The 19902-nt window shown below is 30.1% G+C and carries 21 protein-coding genes and 1 tRNA gene; 16 read left to right on the forward strand and 6 right to left on the reverse strand.

What is annotated here, in order from left to right; all coding sequences use genetic code 11:
- Positions 1–190: 190 nt before the first annotated feature.
- The 7 genes from OD91_RS12060 (at position 191) to OD91_RS12085 (ending at position 9961) form a co-directional block, all read left to right on the forward strand.
- The gene (locus tag OD91_RS12060) at positions 191–2185 is read left to right on the forward strand and encodes a urocanate hydratase (protein ID WP_144896637.1); all 1995 of its coding nucleotides are present in this window, start codon (positions 191–193) and stop codon (positions 2183–2185) included.
- Positions 2186–2196: 11 nt separating this feature from the next.
- Positions 2197–2745 (forward strand): DUF4136 domain-containing protein, encoded by a 549-nt coding sequence (locus tag OD91_RS12065; RefSeq protein WP_144896638.1) that lies wholly within the window; start codon positions 2197–2199, stop codon positions 2743–2745.
- An 86-nt stretch (positions 2746–2831) separates the two neighbouring features.
- The gene (locus OD91_RS13555) at positions 2832–2999 is read left to right on the forward strand and encodes a DUF5522 domain-containing protein (protein WP_186434450.1); all 168 of its coding nucleotides are present in this window, start codon (positions 2832–2834) and stop codon (positions 2997–2999) included.
- 10 nt (positions 3000–3009) lie between these two features.
- Complete coding sequence (locus OD91_RS12070; RefSeq protein ID WP_144896639.1) at positions 3010–3720, forward strand: DUF4197 domain-containing protein; 711 nt, start codon at positions 3010–3012, stop codon at positions 3718–3720.
- Positions 3721–3849: 129 nt separating this feature from the next.
- A complete protein-coding gene (locus OD91_RS12075; RefSeq protein ID WP_144896640.1) occupies positions 3850–5349 on the forward strand; it encodes an AraC family transcriptional regulator in 1500 nt (499 codons plus the stop codon).
- Between the two features lie 226 nt (positions 5350–5575).
- Positions 5576–8587 carry a TonB-dependent receptor gene (locus OD91_RS12080; protein WP_144896641.1) on the forward strand — a complete coding sequence of 1004 codons (3012 nt, stop codon included), beginning with the start codon at positions 5576–5578 and terminating at the stop codon, positions 8585–8587.
- 18 nt (positions 8588–8605) lie between these two features.
- A complete protein-coding gene (locus OD91_RS12085) occupies positions 8606–9961 on the forward strand; it encodes a RagB/SusD family nutrient uptake outer membrane protein (protein ID WP_144896642.1) in 1356 nt (451 codons plus the stop codon).
- Positions 9962–10019: 58 nt separating this feature from the next.
- Here the strand turns inward: OD91_RS12085 and pyrF are convergent, their stop codons facing one another.
- Positions 10020–10829, reverse strand: a complete 810-nt coding sequence (pyrF, locus tag OD91_RS12090; protein WP_144896643.1) for an orotidine-5'-phosphate decarboxylase — start codon at positions 10827–10829, stop codon at positions 10020–10022.
- A 63-nt stretch (positions 10830–10892) separates the two neighbouring features.
- Here pyrF and OD91_RS12095 point away from each other — a divergent pair, with 63 nt between their 5' ends.
- The 7 genes from OD91_RS12095 (at position 10893) to OD91_RS12125 (ending at position 15057) form a co-directional block, all read left to right on the forward strand.
- Positions 10893–11969 carry an ABC transporter permease gene (locus OD91_RS12095; protein WP_144896644.1) on the forward strand — a complete coding sequence of 359 codons (1077 nt, stop codon included), beginning with the start codon at positions 10893–10895 and terminating at the stop codon, positions 11967–11969.
- A 3-nt stretch (positions 11970–11972) separates the two neighbouring features.
- Positions 11973–12455: a TlpA disulfide reductase family protein gene (locus OD91_RS12100; RefSeq protein ID WP_144896645.1), complete on the forward strand. Its 483-nt coding sequence runs from the start codon at positions 11973–11975 to the stop codon at positions 12453–12455.
- Between the two features lie 52 nt (positions 12456–12507).
- Positions 12508–13266 carry a triose-phosphate isomerase gene (tpiA, locus tag OD91_RS12105; RefSeq protein ID WP_144896646.1) on the forward strand — a complete coding sequence of 253 codons (759 nt, stop codon included), beginning with the start codon at positions 12508–12510 and terminating at the stop codon, positions 13264–13266.
- Positions 13267–13344: 78 nt separating this feature from the next.
- Positions 13345–14181 (forward strand): 50S ribosomal protein L11 methyltransferase, encoded by an 837-nt coding sequence (gene prmA / locus OD91_RS12110; protein WP_144896647.1) that lies wholly within the window; start codon positions 13345–13347, stop codon positions 14179–14181.
- A 23-nt stretch (positions 14182–14204) separates the two neighbouring features.
- Positions 14205–14480 (forward strand): ATP-dependent Clp protease adaptor ClpS, encoded by a 276-nt coding sequence (locus OD91_RS12115; RefSeq protein WP_144896648.1) that lies wholly within the window; start codon positions 14205–14207, stop codon positions 14478–14480.
- Positions 14481–14753: a hypothetical protein gene (locus OD91_RS12120; RefSeq protein WP_144896649.1), complete on the forward strand. Its 273-nt coding sequence runs from the start codon at positions 14481–14483 to the stop codon at positions 14751–14753. It begins immediately after the preceding gene.
- A 103-nt stretch (positions 14754–14856) separates the two neighbouring features.
- Positions 14857–15057 carry a hypothetical protein gene (locus OD91_RS12125; RefSeq protein ID WP_144896650.1) on the forward strand — a complete coding sequence of 67 codons (201 nt, stop codon included), beginning with the start codon at positions 14857–14859 and terminating at the stop codon, positions 15055–15057.
- 118 nt (positions 15058–15175) lie between these two features.
- On the opposite strand, the gene OD91_RS12130 is transcribed toward OD91_RS12125, so the two are convergent.
- The 3 genes from OD91_RS12130 to OD91_RS12140 all read right to left on the reverse strand — a co-directional run bounded on the left by OD91_RS12130 (position 15176) and on the right by OD91_RS12140 (position 15686).
- Positions 15176–15249 (reverse strand) — tRNA-Arg (locus OD91_RS12130).
- 44 nt (positions 15250–15293) lie between these two features.
- On the reverse strand, positions 15294–15521 hold the full coding sequence (locus OD91_RS12135; protein ID WP_255513251.1) for a DUF2007 domain-containing protein: 228 nt from the start codon (positions 15519–15521) through the stop codon (positions 15294–15296).
- A gap of 12 nt (positions 15522–15533) precedes the next feature.
- Positions 15534–15686, reverse strand: coding sequence for an SsrA-binding protein (locus tag OD91_RS12140; RefSeq protein WP_144896652.1), 153 nt, complete (start codon positions 15684–15686; stop codon positions 15534–15536).
- Positions 15687–16168: 482 nt separating this feature from the next.
- On the opposite strand from OD91_RS12140, the gene OD91_RS12145 reads away from it, so the two are divergent.
- Positions 16169–17107 (forward strand): calcium/sodium antiporter, encoded by a 939-nt coding sequence (locus OD91_RS12145; protein WP_144896653.1) that lies wholly within the window; start codon positions 16169–16171, stop codon positions 17105–17107.
- Between the two features lie 3 nt (positions 17108–17110).
- Here OD91_RS12145 and OD91_RS12150 read toward each other — a convergent pair whose 3' ends face one another.
- Positions 17111–17575 carry a thioredoxin fold domain-containing protein gene (locus OD91_RS12150; protein WP_144896654.1) on the reverse strand — a complete coding sequence of 155 codons (465 nt, stop codon included), beginning with the start codon at positions 17573–17575 and terminating at the stop codon, positions 17111–17113.
- A 161-nt stretch (positions 17576–17736) separates the two neighbouring features.
- A complete protein-coding gene (lpxK, locus tag OD91_RS12155) occupies positions 17737–18756 on the reverse strand; it encodes a tetraacyldisaccharide 4'-kinase (protein ID WP_144896655.1) in 1020 nt (339 codons plus the stop codon).
- A gap of 51 nt (positions 18757–18807) precedes the next feature.
- On the opposite strand from lpxK, the gene OD91_RS12160 reads away from it, so the two are divergent.
- Entirely contained in the window at positions 18808–19902 is a 1095-nt protein-coding gene (locus OD91_RS12160; RefSeq protein ID WP_144896656.1) for a Nif3-like dinuclear metal center hexameric protein, read from the forward strand.

Consider the following 19902-nt stretch of genomic DNA (forward strand, 5'->3'; position numbering starts at 1 on the left):
AAATAGACAAATATCAGTCCAATTTAAATATATTTGTAGAAACTTCATTAAAATGGATTTTATAACATTAAAATATAAAAAAAGGATTGAAGCTCAATATCACAGAGCAGATATCCGCTATCCATAGTTTTTGTCATTGATAGTGATTTTTTAATCAGTTTTTAATTTAATAAAATTAAAATTTAATAAAATGACATTTAAAGAACAAATACAAGAAGGAATTCCAACAGTTTTACCCGCTATAAAAAAGTATGATTTAGAAATTAATCATGCGCCGAAAAGAAAAGATATTTTAACTTCTGAAGAGAAGAAATTAGCATTAAAAAACGCGTTGCGTTATTTTGATAAAGAACATCATCAAGTGTTATTATCAGAATTTACTGAAGAATTAGAAAAATATGGTCGAATCTATATGTACAGATTTAGACCAGATTATAAAATGTTTGCAAGAGATATTTCTGAATACCCAGGTAAGTCTGAGCAAGCAAAGTCTATCATGCTCATGATTCAGAATAATTTGGATTATGCTGTGGCACAACATCCTCATGAATTAATTACTTATGGTGGAAATGGTGCTGTTTTTTCTAATTGGGCACAATATTTATTGACTATGAAATATTTATCAGAAATGACTGATAAACAAACATTAACAATGTATTCTGGTCATCCAATGGGGTTATTCCCTTCTAATAAAAATGCGCCAAGAGTTGTGGTTACTAATGGAATGATGATTCCTAATTATTCCAAACCAGATGATTGGGAGAAATTTAATGCATTAGGGGTTACCCAATATGGACAAATGACGGCAGGAAGTTACATGTATATTGGTCCTCAGGGAATTGTGCATGGAACAACAATTACTGTGTTAAATGGATTTAGAAAAATAAAAAAAGAACCTAAAGGAAATCTTTTTGTTACTTCTGGTTTAGGCGGAATGTCTGGTGCACAACCCAAAGCTGGTAATATTGCTGGTTGTATTACTGTTTGTGCAGAGGTAAACCCAAAAATTACTCAAGTTCGTTTAGACCAAGGTTGGATTGATGAAAAAATCACTGATTTAGACGAATTAGTTGCTCGCGTAAAAAAAGCAAAGTCAATTAAAGAAAGAGTTTCAATCGCTTATTTAGGTAATATTGTTGATGTCTGGGAAAAGTTTGATGTAGAAAATATTCATATCGATTTAGGATCAGACCAAACTTCTTTGCACAATCCTTGGGCAGGAGGTTATTATCCTGCTGATATTTCTTTTGAAGCTGCCAACGAAATGATGGCGAATCAACCAGAACTTTTTAAAGAAAAAGTACAAGAAACGTTAAGAAGACATGCGAAAGCAATAAATAAACATACAGAAAAAGGGACTTACTTTTTCGATTATGGAAATGCTTTTTTATTAGAAGCAAGTAGGGCAGGAGCAGATGTTATGAATCCGAATCCTACAATTGGAAGAGAATTTAAATATCCTAGTTATGTTCAGGATATTATGGGACCTATGTGTTTCGATTATGGTTTTGGACCTTTTAGATGGGTTTGCACTTCTGGAAAACCAGAAGATTTAGCAATAACTGATGCGATTGCTTGTAACGTGTTAGAAAAGATAAAAGAAAATTCACCGATTGAAATTCAGCAACAAATGGCTGATAATATCAAATGGATACAAGGTGCACAAGAGAATAAATTAGTAGTTGGATCACAAGCACGTATTTTATATGCTGATGCTGAAGGACGAATGAAAATTGCAAAAGCGTTTAATAAAGCGATTAAAAAAGGTGAGATTGGTGCTGTTGTGTTAGGAAGAGATCATCATGATGTTTCTGGTACAGATTCACCATATAGAGAAACATCAAATATCTATGATGGTTCTAGGTTTACAGCTGATATGGCGATCCAAAATGTGATTGGTGATAGTTTTAGAGGAGCTACTTGGGTTTCTATTCATAATGGAGGTGGAGTAGGCTGGGGAGAAGTGATAAATGGTGGTTTTGGCATGCTTCTTGATGGTTCTAAGCAGGCATCAAAGCGATTAAAATCAATGCTTTTCTGGGATGTTAATAACGGAATAGCAAGGCGTAGTTGGGCAAGAAATAATGAAGCTGTTTTTGCAATTAAACGCGCAATGGAAACAGAGAAAAAATTAAAGGTTACGCTACCTAATATTGTGGATGATGCATTGTTTAACAATAATTAAAATCCAAAGAAATGAAACGTAAACATTTACTTTTTTTACCCATACTAAGTTTGTTGGTAGCTTCTTGTAGTACTGTAAAAGTTGCTACAGATTATGATACCAAAGCAGATTTTACAAAACATAAAACATTCGCTTTTTATAAAAAAGGCATTGATAAAGCAAAAATTTCTGATTTAGATAAACGTAGAGTAATGCGTGCAGTTGAATCGGAATTAATTGCAAAAGGATTGCAAAAATCTGAAAATCCAGATATTTTGGTAAATATTTTTACAAAATCGAGAGATAGAGTAAATGTCAGGCAAAATAATTTTGGATATGGTTTTGGCTGGGGATGGAATCCATGGATGTGGAACGGAATGAATAATAATGTTAATGTTTCTCAATACACAGAAGGAACTTTATTTATCGATTTAATTGATAAAGAAAAGAAACAACTTGTATGGCAAGGTATTGGTACCGGTGCTTTATTAATGAGAAGCGCAGAGAAAAAAGAAATAAGAATAAAACAATTTGTTGGTGAGATTATGAAGAAATATCCACCAGAAAAACATAAAGATTAATTGTTGATTTATTAAAATCAGATTGGAAACGTCAAACAACTCATACTAGTTTAGTTTGACGTTTCTTTTTTTATGATATTTGTAGTATGTTTAAACCGCGGATTGAATTAGAGGATGGTGATTATTATCTTAATGATGATGGTTACAAGGTCTTTACAGAAAAATACCACCTAAAAAGAGGGCATTGCTGTAAAAGTGGATGTAAGCATTGTCCGTATGGATACGATAAAAAAACAGATAGTTTTAATAATTAATAAGTAAATAATGATAAAAAGAATTTTAGTTTTAGCAGTGGCAATTACATTTTCTGGATGTGCTGAATTACAAAAAGTGGTAAATACAGTATCACAAAGTGGTGTATTAAGTCAGGCACAAATTGGTAATGGATTGCGTCAAGCATTAGATAATGGAATTAAAAATCAGGTTTCTAAATTAACCGCAGCGGATGGTTTTTACAAAAATGAATTAGTAAAAATCTTATTGCCTAAAGAATTACAAGCTGTAAACGATGGTTTACGTAAAATTGGATTGGGTTCTGTTGCTAATGAAGGTATTAAAGCATTGAACAGAGCAGCAGAAGATGCGGTAAAAACGGCGACACCAATTTTTGTAAATGCGGTAAAAGATATTACGTTTGCTGATGCTAAAAATATATTATTAGGAGAACAAAATGCTGCTACTTCTTATTTATTGTCAAAAACTAATTCAGCTTTATACAATAAGTTTAATCCAGTAATTAAGAATTCTTTTGGTAAAGTAGGAGCAGATAAAATTTGGTCTGATTTAATTAATAAATATAATCGCATACCTTTTGTAAATAAAGTAAATCCAGACTTAACTGATTATGTAACTACCCAAGCATTAAAAGGTGTTTTTACTATGATAGAAGTAGAAGAAAAAGGGATTAGACAGAAAGTAGGTTTACGTAACACTGCATTGTTAAAACAAGTTTTTGCACTTCAAGATAATCGTTAAAATAATTAACATAATTAAGTTAAAATTCACTTAAATAAGAGTAAACTATTATCGGGAGATACCTAGTTAACGCTATTTTAACAAAAAATAACGTAAATTAGTAATTGGAATTTAAGTTTAACCAAGCTTATGAAGTCAATTAAAGTTTCCTTACTATTTTTATTAATATGCTGTTTTTTTAACAGTAAGAATTTTTATGCCTTCAATTTTGAAGAACGTAATCCAATAGCTACAGATAGTTTATTTATTGATAATCCTAATTTAAAAAAAGCAGCTTCCATTATAAAATGGCAAAAAGAGAATAGTTCTAAAAACTATACCGAAAACGAATTAAAAAACATTTCAATCTCTTATGCGCTTTTAAATAATAAAACTGAATCATTATTTTATTTAGAAAAATATATAAAGCAATATTATGATGTTTCAATCTTAGAAGAAAGTAATTTAAAAAATATAAAATCTTCAGAAGGGTATATCAACTTAGAAAAAAAATATAAGCCAGGAATTAATGGTTGGATTTTGTTTTTCTTCTCAACAGGTTTAATAGGATTGTTTTTGTCAGTGCTCATAAATCTTAGAAAGAAAGGAGATGTAATTGGAAACCTATTAATTAGTGTTTTTGTATTATTTCACTCTATTTTTATTATTCATCTATGTTTGTTCTTATCAAATTATAGTTTTAATTTCCCCCACACACTATATATATCTACTTCTTTTTCTTTTTTATATGGGCCACTATTATATTTTTACTTTATAAGAATATCTAGAAAGCACAAATTTAGACTGATAGATGGTTTGCATTTAATACCTTCTTTGCTATTGTTTTTATATTTCTTACCAATCTACTTATTGCCAGGTAGCGAAAAATTACACTTACTTTATAATAGAGATGAAGTGTTACATACTACTTTAATTTCTGTAGTTATTTTAAAATGTATTTCATTAATTGGTTATGCTTTTTTAATATTTAAAGTATATAGAAAAGTAAAAAGTAAAGAACAAAAACCTCATCAGAATATATTGAACTGGCAAAGAAATATGATGAGTCTTAACTTCTTATATGTGCTATTTTACATTATTTATGGTGCTGCTTTAATGAAGATTGTTACCTCTAATACGTTAATTTATCCTCAGATTTTTGCCATGTCTTTCATTATTTTATATGTTGGGTATACCGCGTATGTTCAGCCAAAAGTATTTAGCAAAAAATATCTTTTTAATAATTTTACGATTACTAAGTATAAAAAATCAGGATTAACAACAACTTTTTCTAATGAATTAAAAGAAGAATTAATAAGATTGTTGGAAGAAGAAAAGGTTTTTAGGCAAAGTAATTTAAACTTAGAATTATTAGCAGAGAAATTGGGAACTACAAGACATAATATCTCGCAAGTTATTAATGAGCATTTTCATGTTAATTATTTTAATTTAATTAATAAGTATAGAGTTAATGAAGCCATTGAAATATTAAAAAATGATTATAATAATAATCTAAATATTATTGATGTTGCCTACGATGTAGGATTTAATAACAAAGTAACTTTTAATAAAGCTTTTAAAGCTGAGAAAAACACGACTCCAAGTAACTACTTAAAAAACCTTGACAATCTAAGGCTTTCTAGAGCGTAAAAATTAAGTAAATATTTATCGGAAAAGGTAGTTATTATGGGATTTAACCCTATAAACTAATTAAAGCGGTTGATTTGAATTGTATTTGAATCAATTAAGCTGGTTATTATTTTAATTCACTTTATATTCCATTAAACTTTGACTTCATTCATAAGGCGTTTTTTATAATGCCAGCTTTTATTCAATTACACAACTTAATTCAAATGTTTAATTAAAAAAGTAATTTATGAAAGTAAAATTTTTTCTATTACTGATGATTTTGTTTATAAATGCATCAGTATTAGCGCAAGAAAAGACTATATCTGGAACCGTAACAGATAAGTCAGAACCTTTACCTGGTGTTAGTGTACTAATTAAAGGTACTAATCAAGGAACAGAAACAGATTTTGATGGAAAATATCAGATCAACGCAAAAAATGGCGATATCCTTGTTTTTAGATATCTAAGTTTTAATACCGTAGAAAGAACTGTAGGGTTATCAAGTAGTATTAATGTTTCAATGACTGAAAATAATACAGTTCTAGACGAAATTGTTGTTGTAGGATATGGTACACAAAGCAAAAGAAAATTAACCGATAATGTAGTTAAATTAAGTTCTAAAGATATTGATGGCATTCCTACACCCAATGTTTTTAACACAATTTCTGGTAAAGCTGCAGGTGTACAAGTGAATCAAACTAATGGTAAAGTAGAAGGAGGGCTTAATTTTAGAATTAGAGGTCAATCAAGTATTTCTGCAGGTACAAATCCTTTATTTGTGCTAGATGGTATTCCTTTAATTAGTGACGATGAATCTAATAATGGTGCACCAACAAATCCATTATTAACTTTAAGTCCAAATGAAATTGAATCTATAGATATTTTAAAAGATGCATCATCTGCAGCAATTTATGGAGCAAGAGGTGCAAATGGTGTTGTAATAATTACAACTAAACAGGGTAAATCTGGAAAAGCAAAACTTAATGTTAATTTATCTAATGGTTTTAGTTCTCCAGCAGGTAGTAGAGATTGGTTAAATGCAGATCAATATATAGAATTGTTTACAGAAGCAGCTGCAAATGGCTTGGCTTTTGGTGGTTGGCCTGGACCAGGTTTTGTTGAAGGCAGGTTTGATAGGTATTCTAATGGAACATGGAAAGAAAGAACCTACGACACAGATTGGGAAAGTCTAGCGTTGGTTAAAGGACATACTAGAGACTATGATTTTTCATTATCTGGAGGTAATGCAAAAACTACTTATTTTTTCTCTGGAGCATACAATGATACTAAAGGTATAGTAAGAGGTAATGAATTAAATAGAGTAAATGCTCGTTTAAACATTAAACATCAACTTTCTAAAAGGTTATCTACAGGAATGAATATGTCATTCTCAATAACAAATATTGATAGAATTGCTAATGATAATGCATTTGTTACACCATTACAAGCAATTGCACAATCGCCAATATCTCCGGCATTTGTAGATGGAGAGCCATTTGCAGGAACTGTGTATGCAAATTTCCTATTACAAGATAAACACTCATTTTTTAATACAAAAATTAGAAGAGTGACAGGTAAAGTATTTGGAAAACTAGAAATTCTACCAGAATTATCTTTTAATTCTGATTTAGCATATGATTTATATGATCAAACTGAAAATAGTTTTACTGGTAGATTAGCACCATTCCAATCAACAAATGGACAAGCTTTTGCTTCTGATGTTTTAACAGAGAACTTTATCTATAGTAACTATTTTACTTTTAATAAAGAATTTGGTGTTGATAATGATTTAAGTGTTGTAGGAGGAATGGAATTAACAAAAAGTAGAAGGCGTTTTAGTAGTGTTACTGGAACTCAATTCCCAACAGATGATTTTCAAACAATTAATAGTGCGGCAGAAATTACTGTAGGTCAAGGTAGTTTAACAGCCTATTCTTTTGTTGGATATTTCTTAAGAGCAACTTTTTCGTTAAAAGATCGATATTTCTTAAAAGCAAGTATAAGAAGAGATGGTTCTTCTAGGTTTGGTAAGGATAGTAGATTTGGAACTTTCCCCGCGGTTTCTGCTGGTTGGATTGTTTCTAATGAAGATTTTTTAGCTAATAATGATATTGTGTCATTTTTAAAATTAAGAGCAAGTTGGGGTAGAGTTGGAAATGCAGAAATTGGAAACTTTCCATCAAGAGGACTTTTTCAAGGAGTATCATATAATCAAAAGCCAGGTTTAGCGCCAACACAACCTTCTAATAAAGAATTAAGTTGGGAGTCTTCAGAACAAACTGATGTTGCATTAGAGTTTGGTTTTTTAGATGGAAGAATATCTGGGGAAGTTGCATATTATGAAAAAAATACAGATGATTTATTACTAAATGTGCCATTACCAGGAAGTTCTGGTGTACCAGATGTTTTGGGATTGCCAGGAGGAATAAATAAAAATATTGGAGAAATAACAAACAAAGGTTTAGAATTTACCTTACAGACTAAGAATATTCAAACAGAAAATTTTAGTTGGTCAACTAATTTAAATTTAGGACAGAATAATAATAAAATAAAATCTCTACCTAATAAAAATGACATTATAGCAGGGCAAAATATTTTAAGAGAAGGAGAAGTAATTAATGCATTTTATTTAATAGAATATGCAGGAGTTGATTCTACTAATGGAGATGCTTTGTATTATAAAAATACAGATACTAATGGTGTGTTAGATAAATCTACCACAAATGACCCGAATTTGGCAAGTAGAATTGTTACAGGTAACCCTTTCCCTACATTAGTAGGAGGGTTAACTAATACATTAACGTATAAGAAATTTGATTTAAATTTCACTTTACAAGGAGAATGGGGTGCAAGTATTTATAATGGAGCAGGTCGTTTTCAATCTACAAGTGCTTCTTGGTTTGATAATCAGACAGTAGATCAATTAAATAGATGGCAAAAACCTGGAGATATCACAGATGTGCCTCAAGCTAGATTAGGATATACAAATGGTGCAGGTCATTCAACAAGATTTTTGCAAGAGTCCGATTTTATTAGGCTTAGAAATGTCACTTTAGGATATAATATTCCTAAAAGTTTAACACAGAAATCAGGTATACAAAACATCAGATTATATTTAAGTGGATTTAATTTATTGACAATTACAGATTATGATGGTTATGATCCAGAAACAAGAAGTGATGCAGGTGGAGTTGGACAGATATTTTATTCTGCACCAGCCGCAAAGACTTATTCTGTAGGTGTAAATATCACATTTTAACTATAAAATTTAAAAGAAATGAAAACATTAAAATATATTTTACTAATTGTTTTAACAGCTATAGGAATTAGTTGTGAAAATGACTTAAATATTGAGCCAGCTCAGAGTATTTCAACAGAAACAGCTTTATCTTCAGAAGATAATATCATTAATATTCTAATTGGAGCTTATGATGAAGCAGGACAAGGACCTACATTTGGAGGTCAAACTCAAATCATAGCAGATTTATTAGGTAATTCTGGACAAGTGGGTTGGGGAGGATCATTTATAGATCCTAGACAATTAAACAACAAAAGCATTTTAACAAATAATGTATTTGTTAGAGATCTTTGGTATAATTCTTACGAAATTATTAATCAATCAAATTTAGTGATTGATAATATTAGTTTAGTAACTAGTGGGAAAGCGAATCAAGTAGAAGGGGAGGCTAAATTTTTAAGAGCCTTGTCTTATTTTGATTTAGTTCGTTTGTTTGGTAAGCAATATACAGCAGGAGGAGCAAATAGTCAGTTAGGAGTTCCTTTGCAATTAAAAGGGATTATAGAGTATGCAGAAGATTTGTCTATCGCAAGAAATACGGTAGAAGAGGTGTATACGCAAATTATTAATGATTTAAATGAAGCCTATAATAAATTGCCTGCTTCAAACAGTTATTTTGTCGATAAATATGCTGCAAAAGCACTTTTATCAAGAGTATATTTACAACAAGGAGCTTATGCGAATGCAAGAGATGCAGCACATGATGTTTTACAAAGTAGTGGTCATAGTTTAACTCCTACTTTTGCAGGTGCATTTAATAATAATGTTGATAGTTCTGAAGATATTTTTGCTTTTCAAGTTACCAGTCAGACTGGCGCGCAGCAATTAATTAATTTTTATGCTTCGCAAGCTAACGGAGGAAGACAAGGAGATATTACTATTCAGCCAGGTTATTTAGCTCTTTTTGATGATGTAGCTAATGATATTAGAGATAATTTTAACTATGTGAGTCCAGATAATGGCGAAGATTTGACGTCAAAATATACAAACCAATTTGCTAATATTTCTATGTTTAGAATTGCAGAAATGCACCTCATAAGAGCAGAAGCTAACTTTAGAGAAGGAAGTTCATTAGGTTTAGCACCTTTAGTAGAAATAAACACATTAAGAGCAAGATCATCAGCATCTCCTTTGGGAGCAGTCACTTTGGCGTTAATACTTAATGAAAGAGAACTAGAATTAGCTTTTGAAGGCTTCTTTTTACATGATTATAAGAGAACGCAACGTACAGTTGCTGGAATTTCTTTTGATAGCGATAGTTTAGTGCTTCCGATTCCAGATTTAGAAATGGATACCAATTCTAAAATGGTACAAAACCCCGGGTATACAAATTAAATTGCTTTTTTGAATTAACATTTAAAAGATCAGAAGATATTTTCTTCTGGTCTTTTTTTTATAAAAGAGCGCTCATTTGTTTTTGCAATTCTTCAGCTTTCTTTGCAGCTGCATCTGCAAAATCAGTATCTTTTGAAGCATAAATAATTCCTCTAGAAGAATTAATCAATAATCCAACAGTATCGGTCATTCCATATTTACAAACATCTTGTAAACTTCCTCCTTGTGCGCCCACACCAGGAACTAATAAAAAAGAATCTGGAATAATTTTTCTGATATCTGCTAAATATTCTGCTTTAGTAGCGCCAACAACATACATTAGGTTTTCTGAGTTTTTCCAACTTTTAGAAGTCTCTAAAACCTGTTTGTACAATTCTGTATTGTCAAGTTGTTTTGTTTGAAAATCGTAAGCACCTTGATTTGATGTTAGTGCTAATAAAATAGTGTGTTTATTTTCAAAAGCTAGAAAAGGTTCAACAGAATCTTTACCCATATAAGGTGCAACGGTAACAGAATCGAATGCTAAATCTTCAAAAAAAGCTTTTGCATACATGGTAGAGGTATTTCCAATATCTCCACGCTTTGCATCTGCAATTGTAAAAATCTCTGGATGCTTTTCATTTAAATACCTAATGGTTTTTTCTAAGGCTTTCCATCCTTTAATTCCATAGGCTTCATAAAAAGCCGTGTTAGGTTTGTAAGCAACACATAAATGATGCGTAGCATCAATAATTGCTTTGTTAAATTCAAATATTGGGTCTTCTAAGGCTAATAAATGCGGTGGAATTTTATCTAAATCAACATCTAAACCAATGCTTAGAAAAGATTTTTTCTTTCTAATTTCGGTAACCAATTGCTGTGTTGTCATGTCAAGAATTAAAAGTTATGCAAAGGTAAGTATTTTTAAGACTTTCGGTTATCTTTGTTTTAAATGATTCAGTATTTTCTTAACAAAATTTTCTACGGATTTTTAACGCTGTTTGGTGTGATAACGGTAATTTTCTTTCTATTTAATATTTTACCAGGAGATCCAGCACGTATGATGTTAGATCAACGAGAAGATGCAGCGCAATTAGAAATCATTAGAAAAAAATATGGTTTCGATCAGCCAGTTTTTACACAATACTTGTATTATTTAAATGATGTTTCACCAATTTCATTTCATTCTAATACAAGTGATAATTACACTTATTTATCAGAAAATAAATATACCTACACTAAACTATTTTCAATAGGCAATAGAACCACGGTTATTAAATACCCGTATTTGCGACAATCGTTTCAGAAAAGTGGAAAAAAAGTATCTGAAGTAATTTCAGAAACATTACCCAATACAGCAGTTTTAGCATTGTTTTCAATACTAATTGCGATTGTATTAGGAATCTTTTTCGGCATTATCTCAGCCTTAAAAAAAGATACGGTCTTCGATAGCGTTATTGCTGTAATTAGCACGTTTGGAATGAGTGTTCCGTCCTTTTTCTCGGCTATTTTATTCGCTTGGTTCTTTGGATTTGTTTTGCATGAATATACCCATTTAGAAATGACAGGGAGTTTGTATGTAGTCGATAATTTTGGAGAAGGAAGTTATATTCAATGGAAAAACTTATTGCTTCCAGCAGTTGTTTTAGGTATTAGGCCCTTAGCAGTTGTTATACAATTAACTCGTAATTCTTTGCTCGAAATTTTAACGCAAGATTATGTAAGAACCGCAAAGGCAAAAGGACTAAGTATGTATAATGTTGTAAAAAGACATGCGTTAAAAAATGCCTTGAATCCAGTAGTTACAGCAATTTCTGGTTGGTTTGCATCGATGTTAGCAGGGGCAGTTTTTGTTGAATATATTTTTAACTGGAACGGTTTGGGTAAAGAAATTGTAAACGCATTAAATACGCTAGATTTACCTGTAATCATGGGAAGTGTTTTGGTAATAGCAACATTGTTTATATTAATTAATATTCTAGTTGATGTTATCTATAGTTGGTTAGATCCTAGAATTCGTTTAGAATAAAAAATGAAAAAAATACTTTTACTACTGCTTGTTGTTTTTGCAAGCTGCGAAACGCCTACTCAATTTTCTGACATTGCTTTACAAGATACCGTGGTTACATTGCAAGATGAAACGGTAACCTTTATAGAAGTGCTTCATAAATATAAAGGGAAAAAAATATTGATTGATGTTTGGGCTTCTTGGTGTGGTGATTGTATAAAATCGTTACCAAGAACTAAAGAATTACAGCAAGAATTTCCAGAAGCTGTGTTTTTATTTTTATCGGTTGATAAAAACAATAAAGCTTGGAAAAACGGAATTAAAAGATTTCGAATATCTGGTGAGCATTATAATTTACCTAAAGGAATGAAAAAAGGTGATTTAGTAGATTTTTTAGGATTAAGATGGATCCCTAGATATCTTGTAATCAATGAAAACGGTTTCGTAGATTTATTTAAAGCAACCAAAGCTAGCGACTCAAATATAGTGGAAGCCTTAAAAAAATAACTTATTTTTGTGCTTTAAATATTGATATAAAAAACAACTAAAGTACTTTATAATGAGACAAAAAATAGTAGCTGGTAACTGGAAAATGAATAATGATAAAGATGCCACTAAAAAGTTGATCAAACAACTAAGAAAATCAACCAAGAAATTATCACTTAAAAATACTAGAGTTATTGTAGCTCCTACTTTTGTTAATCTTTCTGCTGCTATAAAAAGAGCAAAAAAATCTAAAATAGAAGTTGTAGCACAAAATATGCATCAAGCTAAAAATGGTGCTTTTACTGGAGAAATTTCTGCTGAGATGTTAAAATCTATCGGTGTAAAAACAGTTATTTTAGGACATTCTGAAAGAAGAACATACTTTGGTGAAACAGATGCTTTACTTGCAGAAAAAGTAAATGCAGTTTTAGAAAACAAGTTAGAAACTATTTTTTGTTTCGGTGAATTATTAGAAGATAGAAAGTCTGAAAATCATTTTGCTGTTGTAGAAAGTCAATTAAAAAATGGATTATTTCATTTAGAAGCATCTGCTTGGAAACATATTGTTTTAGCGTACGAACCAGTTTGGGCTATTGGTACTGGAGAAACTGCAAGTCCAGAACAAGCACAAGAAATGCACGCTTTTATAAGAAGTATTATAGAAAAGCAATACAATAAAGATGTTGCCGATAATGTATCTATCTTATATGGTGGAAGTGTAAAACCAGCTAATGCAGAAGAGATTTTTTCTAAGCCAGATGTAGATGGAGGTTTAATTGGTGGTGCAGCATTAAAAGCAGAAGATTTTACCGCAATTATAAAAGCAATATAAAGGAAGTTAAATTGTATTAATTCCTTAGAAAACTAATAAATTTGCATCAAGATTTTAAAAATCTTGATGCATTTTTTTATGGATAATATTTATATAGAATATAATTTTACAGTGACACCTAAAGAACCAGCTACTGAAATTCTAATTGCAGAATTAGGAGCTGTTGGTTTTGAAAGTTTTGTTGAAAACGATAATGGAGTAACTGCTTTCATTCAGAAAAATGATTGGAACTCAACTATTTTAAACGATTTATTTATTTTAAATTCAGAAGATTTTACCATAGAATATAATCATAATGAGGTAGCGCAGACTAATTGGAATGAAGAATGGGAAAAGAATTTTTCTCCAATTCAGGTTGACGATTTAGTGAGTATTCGCGCACCATTTCATGAAAATCCTAATCTGAAATACGATATTGTTATTGAACCAAAAATGAGTTTTGGTACGGGACATCATGAAACTACACACATGATGGTACAACATTTATTGCAAATAGATGTAACTGATAAGAAGGTATTAGATATGGGTTGCGGAACGGGTATTCTGGCAATTTTTGCAGAAATGAGAGGTGCAAATCCTATCGATGCCATAGATATAGATACTTGGTGCTATGAGAACTCGATAGAAAATGTTGCTCGAAATAAGTGTAAATATATTTTGGTGTACGAAGGAGACTCATCGTTATTAATCAATAAGAAATACGATCTAATCATAGCAAACATCAATAGGAATATCTTATTGATGGATATGAAAATATATACCAACTGTTTAAATGATAAAGGCGTTTTATTATTAAGTGGGTTCTATCAAGAAGATATTCCACTTATAGATGAAGAAGTTTCTAAATACGATTTGGAATTAGAAACCGTTATTGAAAGAAATAACTGGGTAGCGTTAAAATTTAATAAGAAGTAAAAAAATATTTTTACATTAGCAAGATGAGTACAAAAGAAAAAATACAAGAAGAAGTTGATGTTTTAGAAAAAGAAGTCTTTCAACACGAAATTGTTTTACACAATGATGAAGTAAATACTTTTGATTTTGTTATTGATTCTTTAATGGATGTTTGCGAGCATACTTTAGAGCAAGCAGAGCAATGTACCATATTAGTTCATTATAAAGGTAAATGCACGGTTAAATCTGGTGAGTATAAAGATTTAGAGCCAAGATGCTCTAAGTTATTACAGCTTGGTTTATCTGCAGAACTCGTTTAAATGGAGAACGTATTTAAATATTACGAGTTTTCCGACTTCAAAAAAGACGAATCTGATTCGTTTTCTAATAATGAAATAAGTTTTACTGAATTAAATTCGACTCATTTTTTAATTTTTGAAAAAAATAATGATACTTATACATTATATGTTTCAAAATATTCTTCTAAAAACGATATTGGCGTTAAATCACCAGAAATACTAGAGTTGTTAGTAGAAAACTACGATAAGAGTATTCCCGAACATCGTGTAATTTTAAGGCGATATCTTGAATAAAGTGTAGTTCGTCGAAAACCTTCCCAACCTTTTTTAAGTTTTTTTTTAATTTGTAGTGACTTTAAGAAATAATTAGGGTCATATAAATAGAAAGAAACAAAAAATGTTTAAAAATAATAAGATAAACATAATCTTAACATTTTTATTTCTGCTATCCTCAACACTATTAAGTGGTCAAATAGTACCACCGCCTGTGCCGCCGCCGCCGCCGCCAGGAATACCGATTAGTGGAGGAGTAGAAATACTTTTTGTAGGTGGATTGTTATACGGATTAATAAAAAAATATAAAGATAGTAGTAGTTAGTTTTTATACTAAGTTTGGTTAGATGAAAGGGCCTTGAATTTTATTCAAGGTCTTTTCTATTTTTAGGAAAGTTTACACAAAAGAAAAAGCGCATCTAGTAAGATGCGCTTTTTTGTTGTGACCATGGCAGGATTCAAACCTGCAACCTCTTGAGCCGTAATCAAGTGCGCTATTCAGTTGCGCCACATGGCCTTTTGCGGCTGCAAATATACTTGTAATTTCTAAATACAGAAATATTATTCAGTAATTTCTTTCCTATAATTTTCTATTATTGGTGTTGCTTTTTCTAAATCTTCATTTAAAATATATAATTCAACACTGTCTGGTAAGCTACCAAAACCACCTAAAACAGCAGAATGCACTTTGTCTTTTACAATGCTTACTATTTTAGTATCTTCTAAAAGATCTTTTAACCTGTTAACAATAATGTTACTGTTCGTAAATACTTTAATGTACTTGCTCATAATATTTGGTTTTTAATCTAACGACTTTTTAGTGATAAAAGCTCTCCAACCAATAATAGCTAATTGAAATTTGGAAGCTTTAGTTACGTCCAATCTTTTTTTTGTAAAAGAAGGTAAAATTGCTTTATTAAGTTTGGCAATAGTTTTATAAAGTTGTTTTTTCATTAAAGTTTGATTCTGAATCAAAAATAAGGAAAATTTCGTAGCAAAATAATAGGTATATTCTATTTTAGAATAGAATTAGAGAAATTATTTCTAATAGTTTTGCGATTAAGTTTAAGATAATTGAGATCATAGTTAGTTTGTTTTAGGTAATTTTTATAGCAATTTTTTATATGTCTTAACAATATATAACCAATCAAATAGTAGTTCCAAATTTTTTATAATCAATTAATTAATTTGAATTTATAATTATAGGTAATAAGATTGTTTTAGTTTTAATATGAAATGCATGTGCTTATGATTTAATTTGTAATGATAAGTCAAAAATGAATAATCAGTTTTAAAGTGTAATAAAGTAAAGGCGTTTTTTTTATGCTTTTAAAAAAGCAAAGGGAATTTCATCTTTTTTTAAGGTGTTTTTAGCCTTTTCATCTTTTTAGTAATTGGTAAACTGATAAAAATGTATCTTCGCAAAAAACAAATTAATGAGTGTTGTTTATATACTTTTAGGATTGGTATTATTGGTTTTTGGAGGTGATTTCTTAGTAAAAGCTTCTGTAGGTTTATCCTTTAAATTAAGTATTTCTAAAATGGTAATAGGTATGACGGTTGTTTCTTTTGCAACGTCAGCACCCGAGTTATTGGTGAGTTTACAAGCTGCTTTAGATGGTTTGCCTGCAATTGCAATAAATAATGTTATTGGCTCTAATATTGCCAATATTGGATTAGTTTTGGGTATAACCGCTTTAATTGGACCAATTGTTGTGAGTAAAGATTTTTATAAACTAAACTGGCCAGCAATGATGTTTTTTTCATTGCTTATTTATAGTTTTTTGAAAAACGATTCTCTTTTATCTCAAAATGAAGGCTTCATACTTGTTTCTGTTTTAATTCTTTTTTTAGTTTATTTAATAAAAACAGCTAAAAATACAGCTGCAAATGATGAAGTTGATGATGCACTTGCTGAGGTTGGTTATGCAAAAATTAGCCTTTGGTTATTATTAGGAGGTTTAGCTTTGTATTTTGGGTCTAAATGGTTAGTAGAAGGCGCAACAGAATTGGCAGAAAAAGTAGGTGTTAGTGAAGGAGTTATTTCGATAACTATGATTGCTATTGGAACCAGTGTTCCCGAATTATCGGCATCAGTCATTGCAGCCTTAAAAGGGGAGAAAGCAATTTCTTTAGGTAATTTAATTGGATCTAATATTTTTAATATTGCTTCTGTTTTAGGATTAACAGCAATTATTAAAGAAATTCCAGTTACAGAACCTCAAATATTGACGAATGATATTTTTTGGATGTTAGGATTTACGGCAATTATTTTACCGTTAGTATTTGTACCAAAGAAATTTGTGTTTAGTAGATATAAAGGAGGACTTCTATTTTTAGGATATCTTACCTTTATATATTTAGTTCTTAGCTAAAACTTAGTAATTTTCTATTACAGATTGAAAAAATGGATAGTAATATTCAGTTAAAATCAACCCTTTTTTATAGGCAATCATTTTTCCTTTATGATTAGTGAAAACTAATGTAGGATACGATCTAACTTTGTATTTCCTAATTAAATCAAAATTTACATCTAACTTTTCTGGAGTCACTAAATCCTTGTTTCTAGGATTGTCGGCTTCATAAATAATAAAGTTTTCATCCGCTAAATCTTTAAATTTTTGCGTGTGAAATAATCTTTTATCTAACATTTTACATGGCCCACACCAGTCTGATCCTGTAAAATAAATTAAGACAGGTTTCTTTTCTTTTTTTGAAGCTTTTAAAGCGTCTTTAAATGAATCTTTCCAGTTTAAATGAATTTCTTCTGCTACGACATCATCTTGAGAAAAACCAGAAAAAGTAATTCCTATTACAAGTATTAAAAATAAAACTCTTTTCATTTGTTAAAGTATATGTGTCAAATTTATCAAAAATAATACCATTTCACTAATTTTATTTAAATAGTGACTTTTTAAAAAATAATGTGTCTTATAAAATAAGCAAGAATGATATTTCTGTTCTAACTTAAAATCAAAAAAAACCGATACAATTAGTATCGGTTTTATTTTTTTAGATAATTGAGTATGTGAGTGTTAAATTTACTGGTATTCTTATTTAAAAATTTTGTTTCAATAGGTAAATAATATAAGTTATCAATTTTGTTAGAAATCCTCATAAAATCTTTTTCTGTAGTTAGAATTATTTTTTTAGACGATTTTATTGATTTAAAAGCAGTTTCAATTTCTGCAATATCTTTGTTTTTAAAGCTATAATGATCTGGATATTCTAAATGGGTGAACTTTACATTTAAACCGCTTAGATGTCTTAACATAGGTTTGGGATTCGCAATTCCTGTTACTAAAACAGTTTCATATTCATGTAAGGTGGTATTATTAATATTTTCTTTTCCGATACTTTTATCAGCATAAGAAATAGTTGTAAAGTAAATTTTTTGTTGTGAAATAGGTTTTAATTTCTTTATAATTTCTTGCTGTTTCGTTTCAGAAAGGTTTTCAGGACATTTTGTAACAATAATAATAGTTGCTCTTTGTGCGCCTCTTTTACTTTCTCTTAAATTTCCAGTAGGCAATAAAAAATCATCAGTATATAAATCATCATATTTTGTCAATAAAATATAACAATCTGCAGTTACTTTTCTATGTTGAAAAGCATCATCTAAAAGAATTACATCAAGTTTTTTTGTAAGTAATTGATTGATTCCGTTCACCCTGTCTTCATCAACTGCAACAGTGCATTTAGTGAATTTTTTAAAATATTGCAAAGGCTCATCACCAACATCATCTGCAGTGTGATTATTATCTACTAATACAAAACCGTTGGTTTTACGTTTATAGCCCCTGCTTAAAATCGCTATATTAAAAGTATCTTGTAATAAACGGATTAAATATTCTATTTGAGGCGTTTTACCAGTTCCGCCTACATTTAAATTTCCAACAGCTATGATAGGTGTTTTAAACGTTGTTGATTTAAAAATTTTAGTGTCGTAAAAGTAATTACGGATACTTGTAATTAAATCATACAGAATAGCAAAAGGGAATAATATAAAACGAAGTAGCTTCATTAAGACGAAAATACATTAAATATCTTAACTTTGATTTTCAATTTAATAAAAATGACAATAAAAGAAGTTGCAGATTATATAGAAAAGTTAGCACCACTTTCTTATACGGAAGATTTTGACAATGTTGGATTGTTGGTGGGTAACTATGCTACAAAAGTTACAGGTGTTCTGGTAACATTAGATACGTTAGAACAAACTGTAGATGAGGCAATCGCTAATAATTGTAATTTAATTGTTAGTTTTCATCCTATTATTTTTAGCGGATTAAAAAAGTTGAACGGAACTAATTATGTAGAACGCGTTGTGTTAAAAGCGATAAAACATGATATTGCTATTTATGCGACACATACGGCGTTAGATAATTCTGATAAAGGAGTTTCTGCAAAAATGTGTGAAGTTTTGGGCTTAGAGTATACGCAGGTGTTATTGCCAAAAAAAGGAATCATAAAAAAGTTAGCTGCTTATGTGCCTACAGAAAAAGCTACTGAGTTAAGGGATGCATTATTTAATGCAGGTGCAGGAAATATTGGTAACTATAGTAACTGTAGTTTTAATTCGGAAGGAAAAGGAACGTATAAAGGGAATGAAAATTCGAACCCTTCTATTGGAGAAAAAGGGGTTTTATCTATTGAAAATGAAACACGTATCACCGCAGTTTTTGAAAGTTATTTAGAATCTAAAGTTTTAAAAGCATTGTTTACAAATCATCCGTATGAAGAAGTTGCGTATGAAATTGTTACCCTAGATAATATCAATCAAAATATTGGTATGGGAATGATAGGAACGCTTCCAAATGAAATGGATGAAAAATCATTTTTAAGTTTTATTAAAAAAACTTTTAAAACTGATTGCGTTCGATATTCAGAATTTACAGATAAAAAGATAAAAAAAGTTGCTGTTCTGGGAGGTTCAGGAAGTTTTGCAATTAATGCTGCAATCAATTCAAAAGCAGACGCCTACATAAGTGCAGATTTTAAATATCACGACTTTTTTAAGGCAGAAAAGCAGATTTTATTGGCAGATATTGGTCATTATGAAAGCGAACAGTTTACAAAAGACCTTTTGTTTGAGTATCTTACAAAAAAAATTACTAATTTTGCAGTCGTTTTATCAGAAAGAAGTACAAATCCAATTTATTATTTATAA

This window comes from Lutibacter sp. Hel_I_33_5, from assembly GCF_007827455.1.
Classification (GTDB): Bacteria; Bacteroidota; Bacteroidia; order Flavobacteriales; family Flavobacteriaceae; genus Polaribacter.

Bases quoted from the DNA above. Each gene is read 5' to 3' on its own strand.
- OD91_RS12060 (WP_144896637.1), top strand. From the start codon at position 191: ATGACATTTAAAGAACAAATACAAGAAGGAATTCCAACAGTTTTACCC.
- OD91_RS12065 (WP_144896638.1), top strand. From the start codon at position 2,197: ATGAAACGTAAACATTTACTTTTTTTACCCATACTAAGTTTGTTGGTA.
- OD91_RS13555 (WP_186434450.1), top strand. From the start codon at position 2,832: ATGTTTAAACCGCGGATTGAATTAGAGGATGGTGATTATTATCTTAAT.
- OD91_RS12070 (WP_144896639.1), top strand. From the start codon at position 3,010: ATGATAAAAAGAATTTTAGTTTTAGCAGTGGCAATTACATTTTCTGGA.
- OD91_RS12075 (WP_144896640.1), top strand. From the start codon at position 3,850: ATGAAGTCAATTAAAGTTTCCTTACTATTTTTATTAATATGCTGTTTT.
- OD91_RS12080 (WP_144896641.1), top strand. From the start codon at position 5,576: ATGAAAGTAAAATTTTTTCTATTACTGATGATTTTGTTTATAAATGCA.
- OD91_RS12085 (WP_144896642.1), top strand. From the start codon at position 8,606: ATGAAAACATTAAAATATATTTTACTAATTGTTTTAACAGCTATAGGA.
- pyrF (WP_144896643.1), bottom strand. From the start codon at position 10,829: ATGACAACACAGCAATTGGTTACCGAAATTAGAAAGAAAAAATCTTTT.
- OD91_RS12095 (WP_144896644.1), top strand. From the start codon at position 10,893: ATGATTCAGTATTTTCTTAACAAAATTTTCTACGGATTTTTAACGCTG.
- OD91_RS12100 (WP_144896645.1), top strand. From the start codon at position 11,973: ATGAAAAAAATACTTTTACTACTGCTTGTTGTTTTTGCAAGCTGCGAA.
- tpiA (WP_144896646.1), top strand. From the start codon at position 12,508: ATGAGACAAAAAATAGTAGCTGGTAACTGGAAAATGAATAATGATAAA.
- prmA (WP_144896647.1), top strand. From the start codon at position 13,345: ATGGATAATATTTATATAGAATATAATTTTACAGTGACACCTAAAGAA.
- OD91_RS12115 (WP_144896648.1), top strand. From the start codon at position 14,205: ATGAGTACAAAAGAAAAAATACAAGAAGAAGTTGATGTTTTAGAAAAA.
- OD91_RS12120 (WP_144896649.1), top strand. From the start codon at position 14,481: ATGGAGAACGTATTTAAATATTACGAGTTTTCCGACTTCAAAAAAGAC.
- OD91_RS12125 (WP_144896650.1), top strand. From the start codon at position 14,857: ATGTTTAAAAATAATAAGATAAACATAATCTTAACATTTTTATTTCTG.
- OD91_RS12135 (WP_255513251.1), bottom strand. From the start codon at position 15,521: ATGAGCAAGTACATTAAAGTATTTACGAACAGTAACATTATTGTTAAC.
- OD91_RS12140 (WP_144896652.1), bottom strand. From the start codon at position 15,686: ATGAAAAAACAACTTTATAAAACTATTGCCAAACTTAATAAAGCAATT.
- OD91_RS12145 (WP_144896653.1), top strand. From the start codon at position 16,169: ATGAGTGTTGTTTATATACTTTTAGGATTGGTATTATTGGTTTTTGGA.
- OD91_RS12150 (WP_144896654.1), bottom strand. From the start codon at position 17,575: ATGAAAAGAGTTTTATTTTTAATACTTGTAATAGGAATTACTTTTTCT.
- lpxK (WP_144896655.1), bottom strand. From the start codon at position 18,756: ATGAAGCTACTTCGTTTTATATTATTCCCTTTTGCTATTCTGTATGAT.
- OD91_RS12160 (WP_144896656.1), top strand. From the start codon at position 18,808: ATGACAATAAAAGAAGTTGCAGATTATATAGAAAAGTTAGCACCACTT.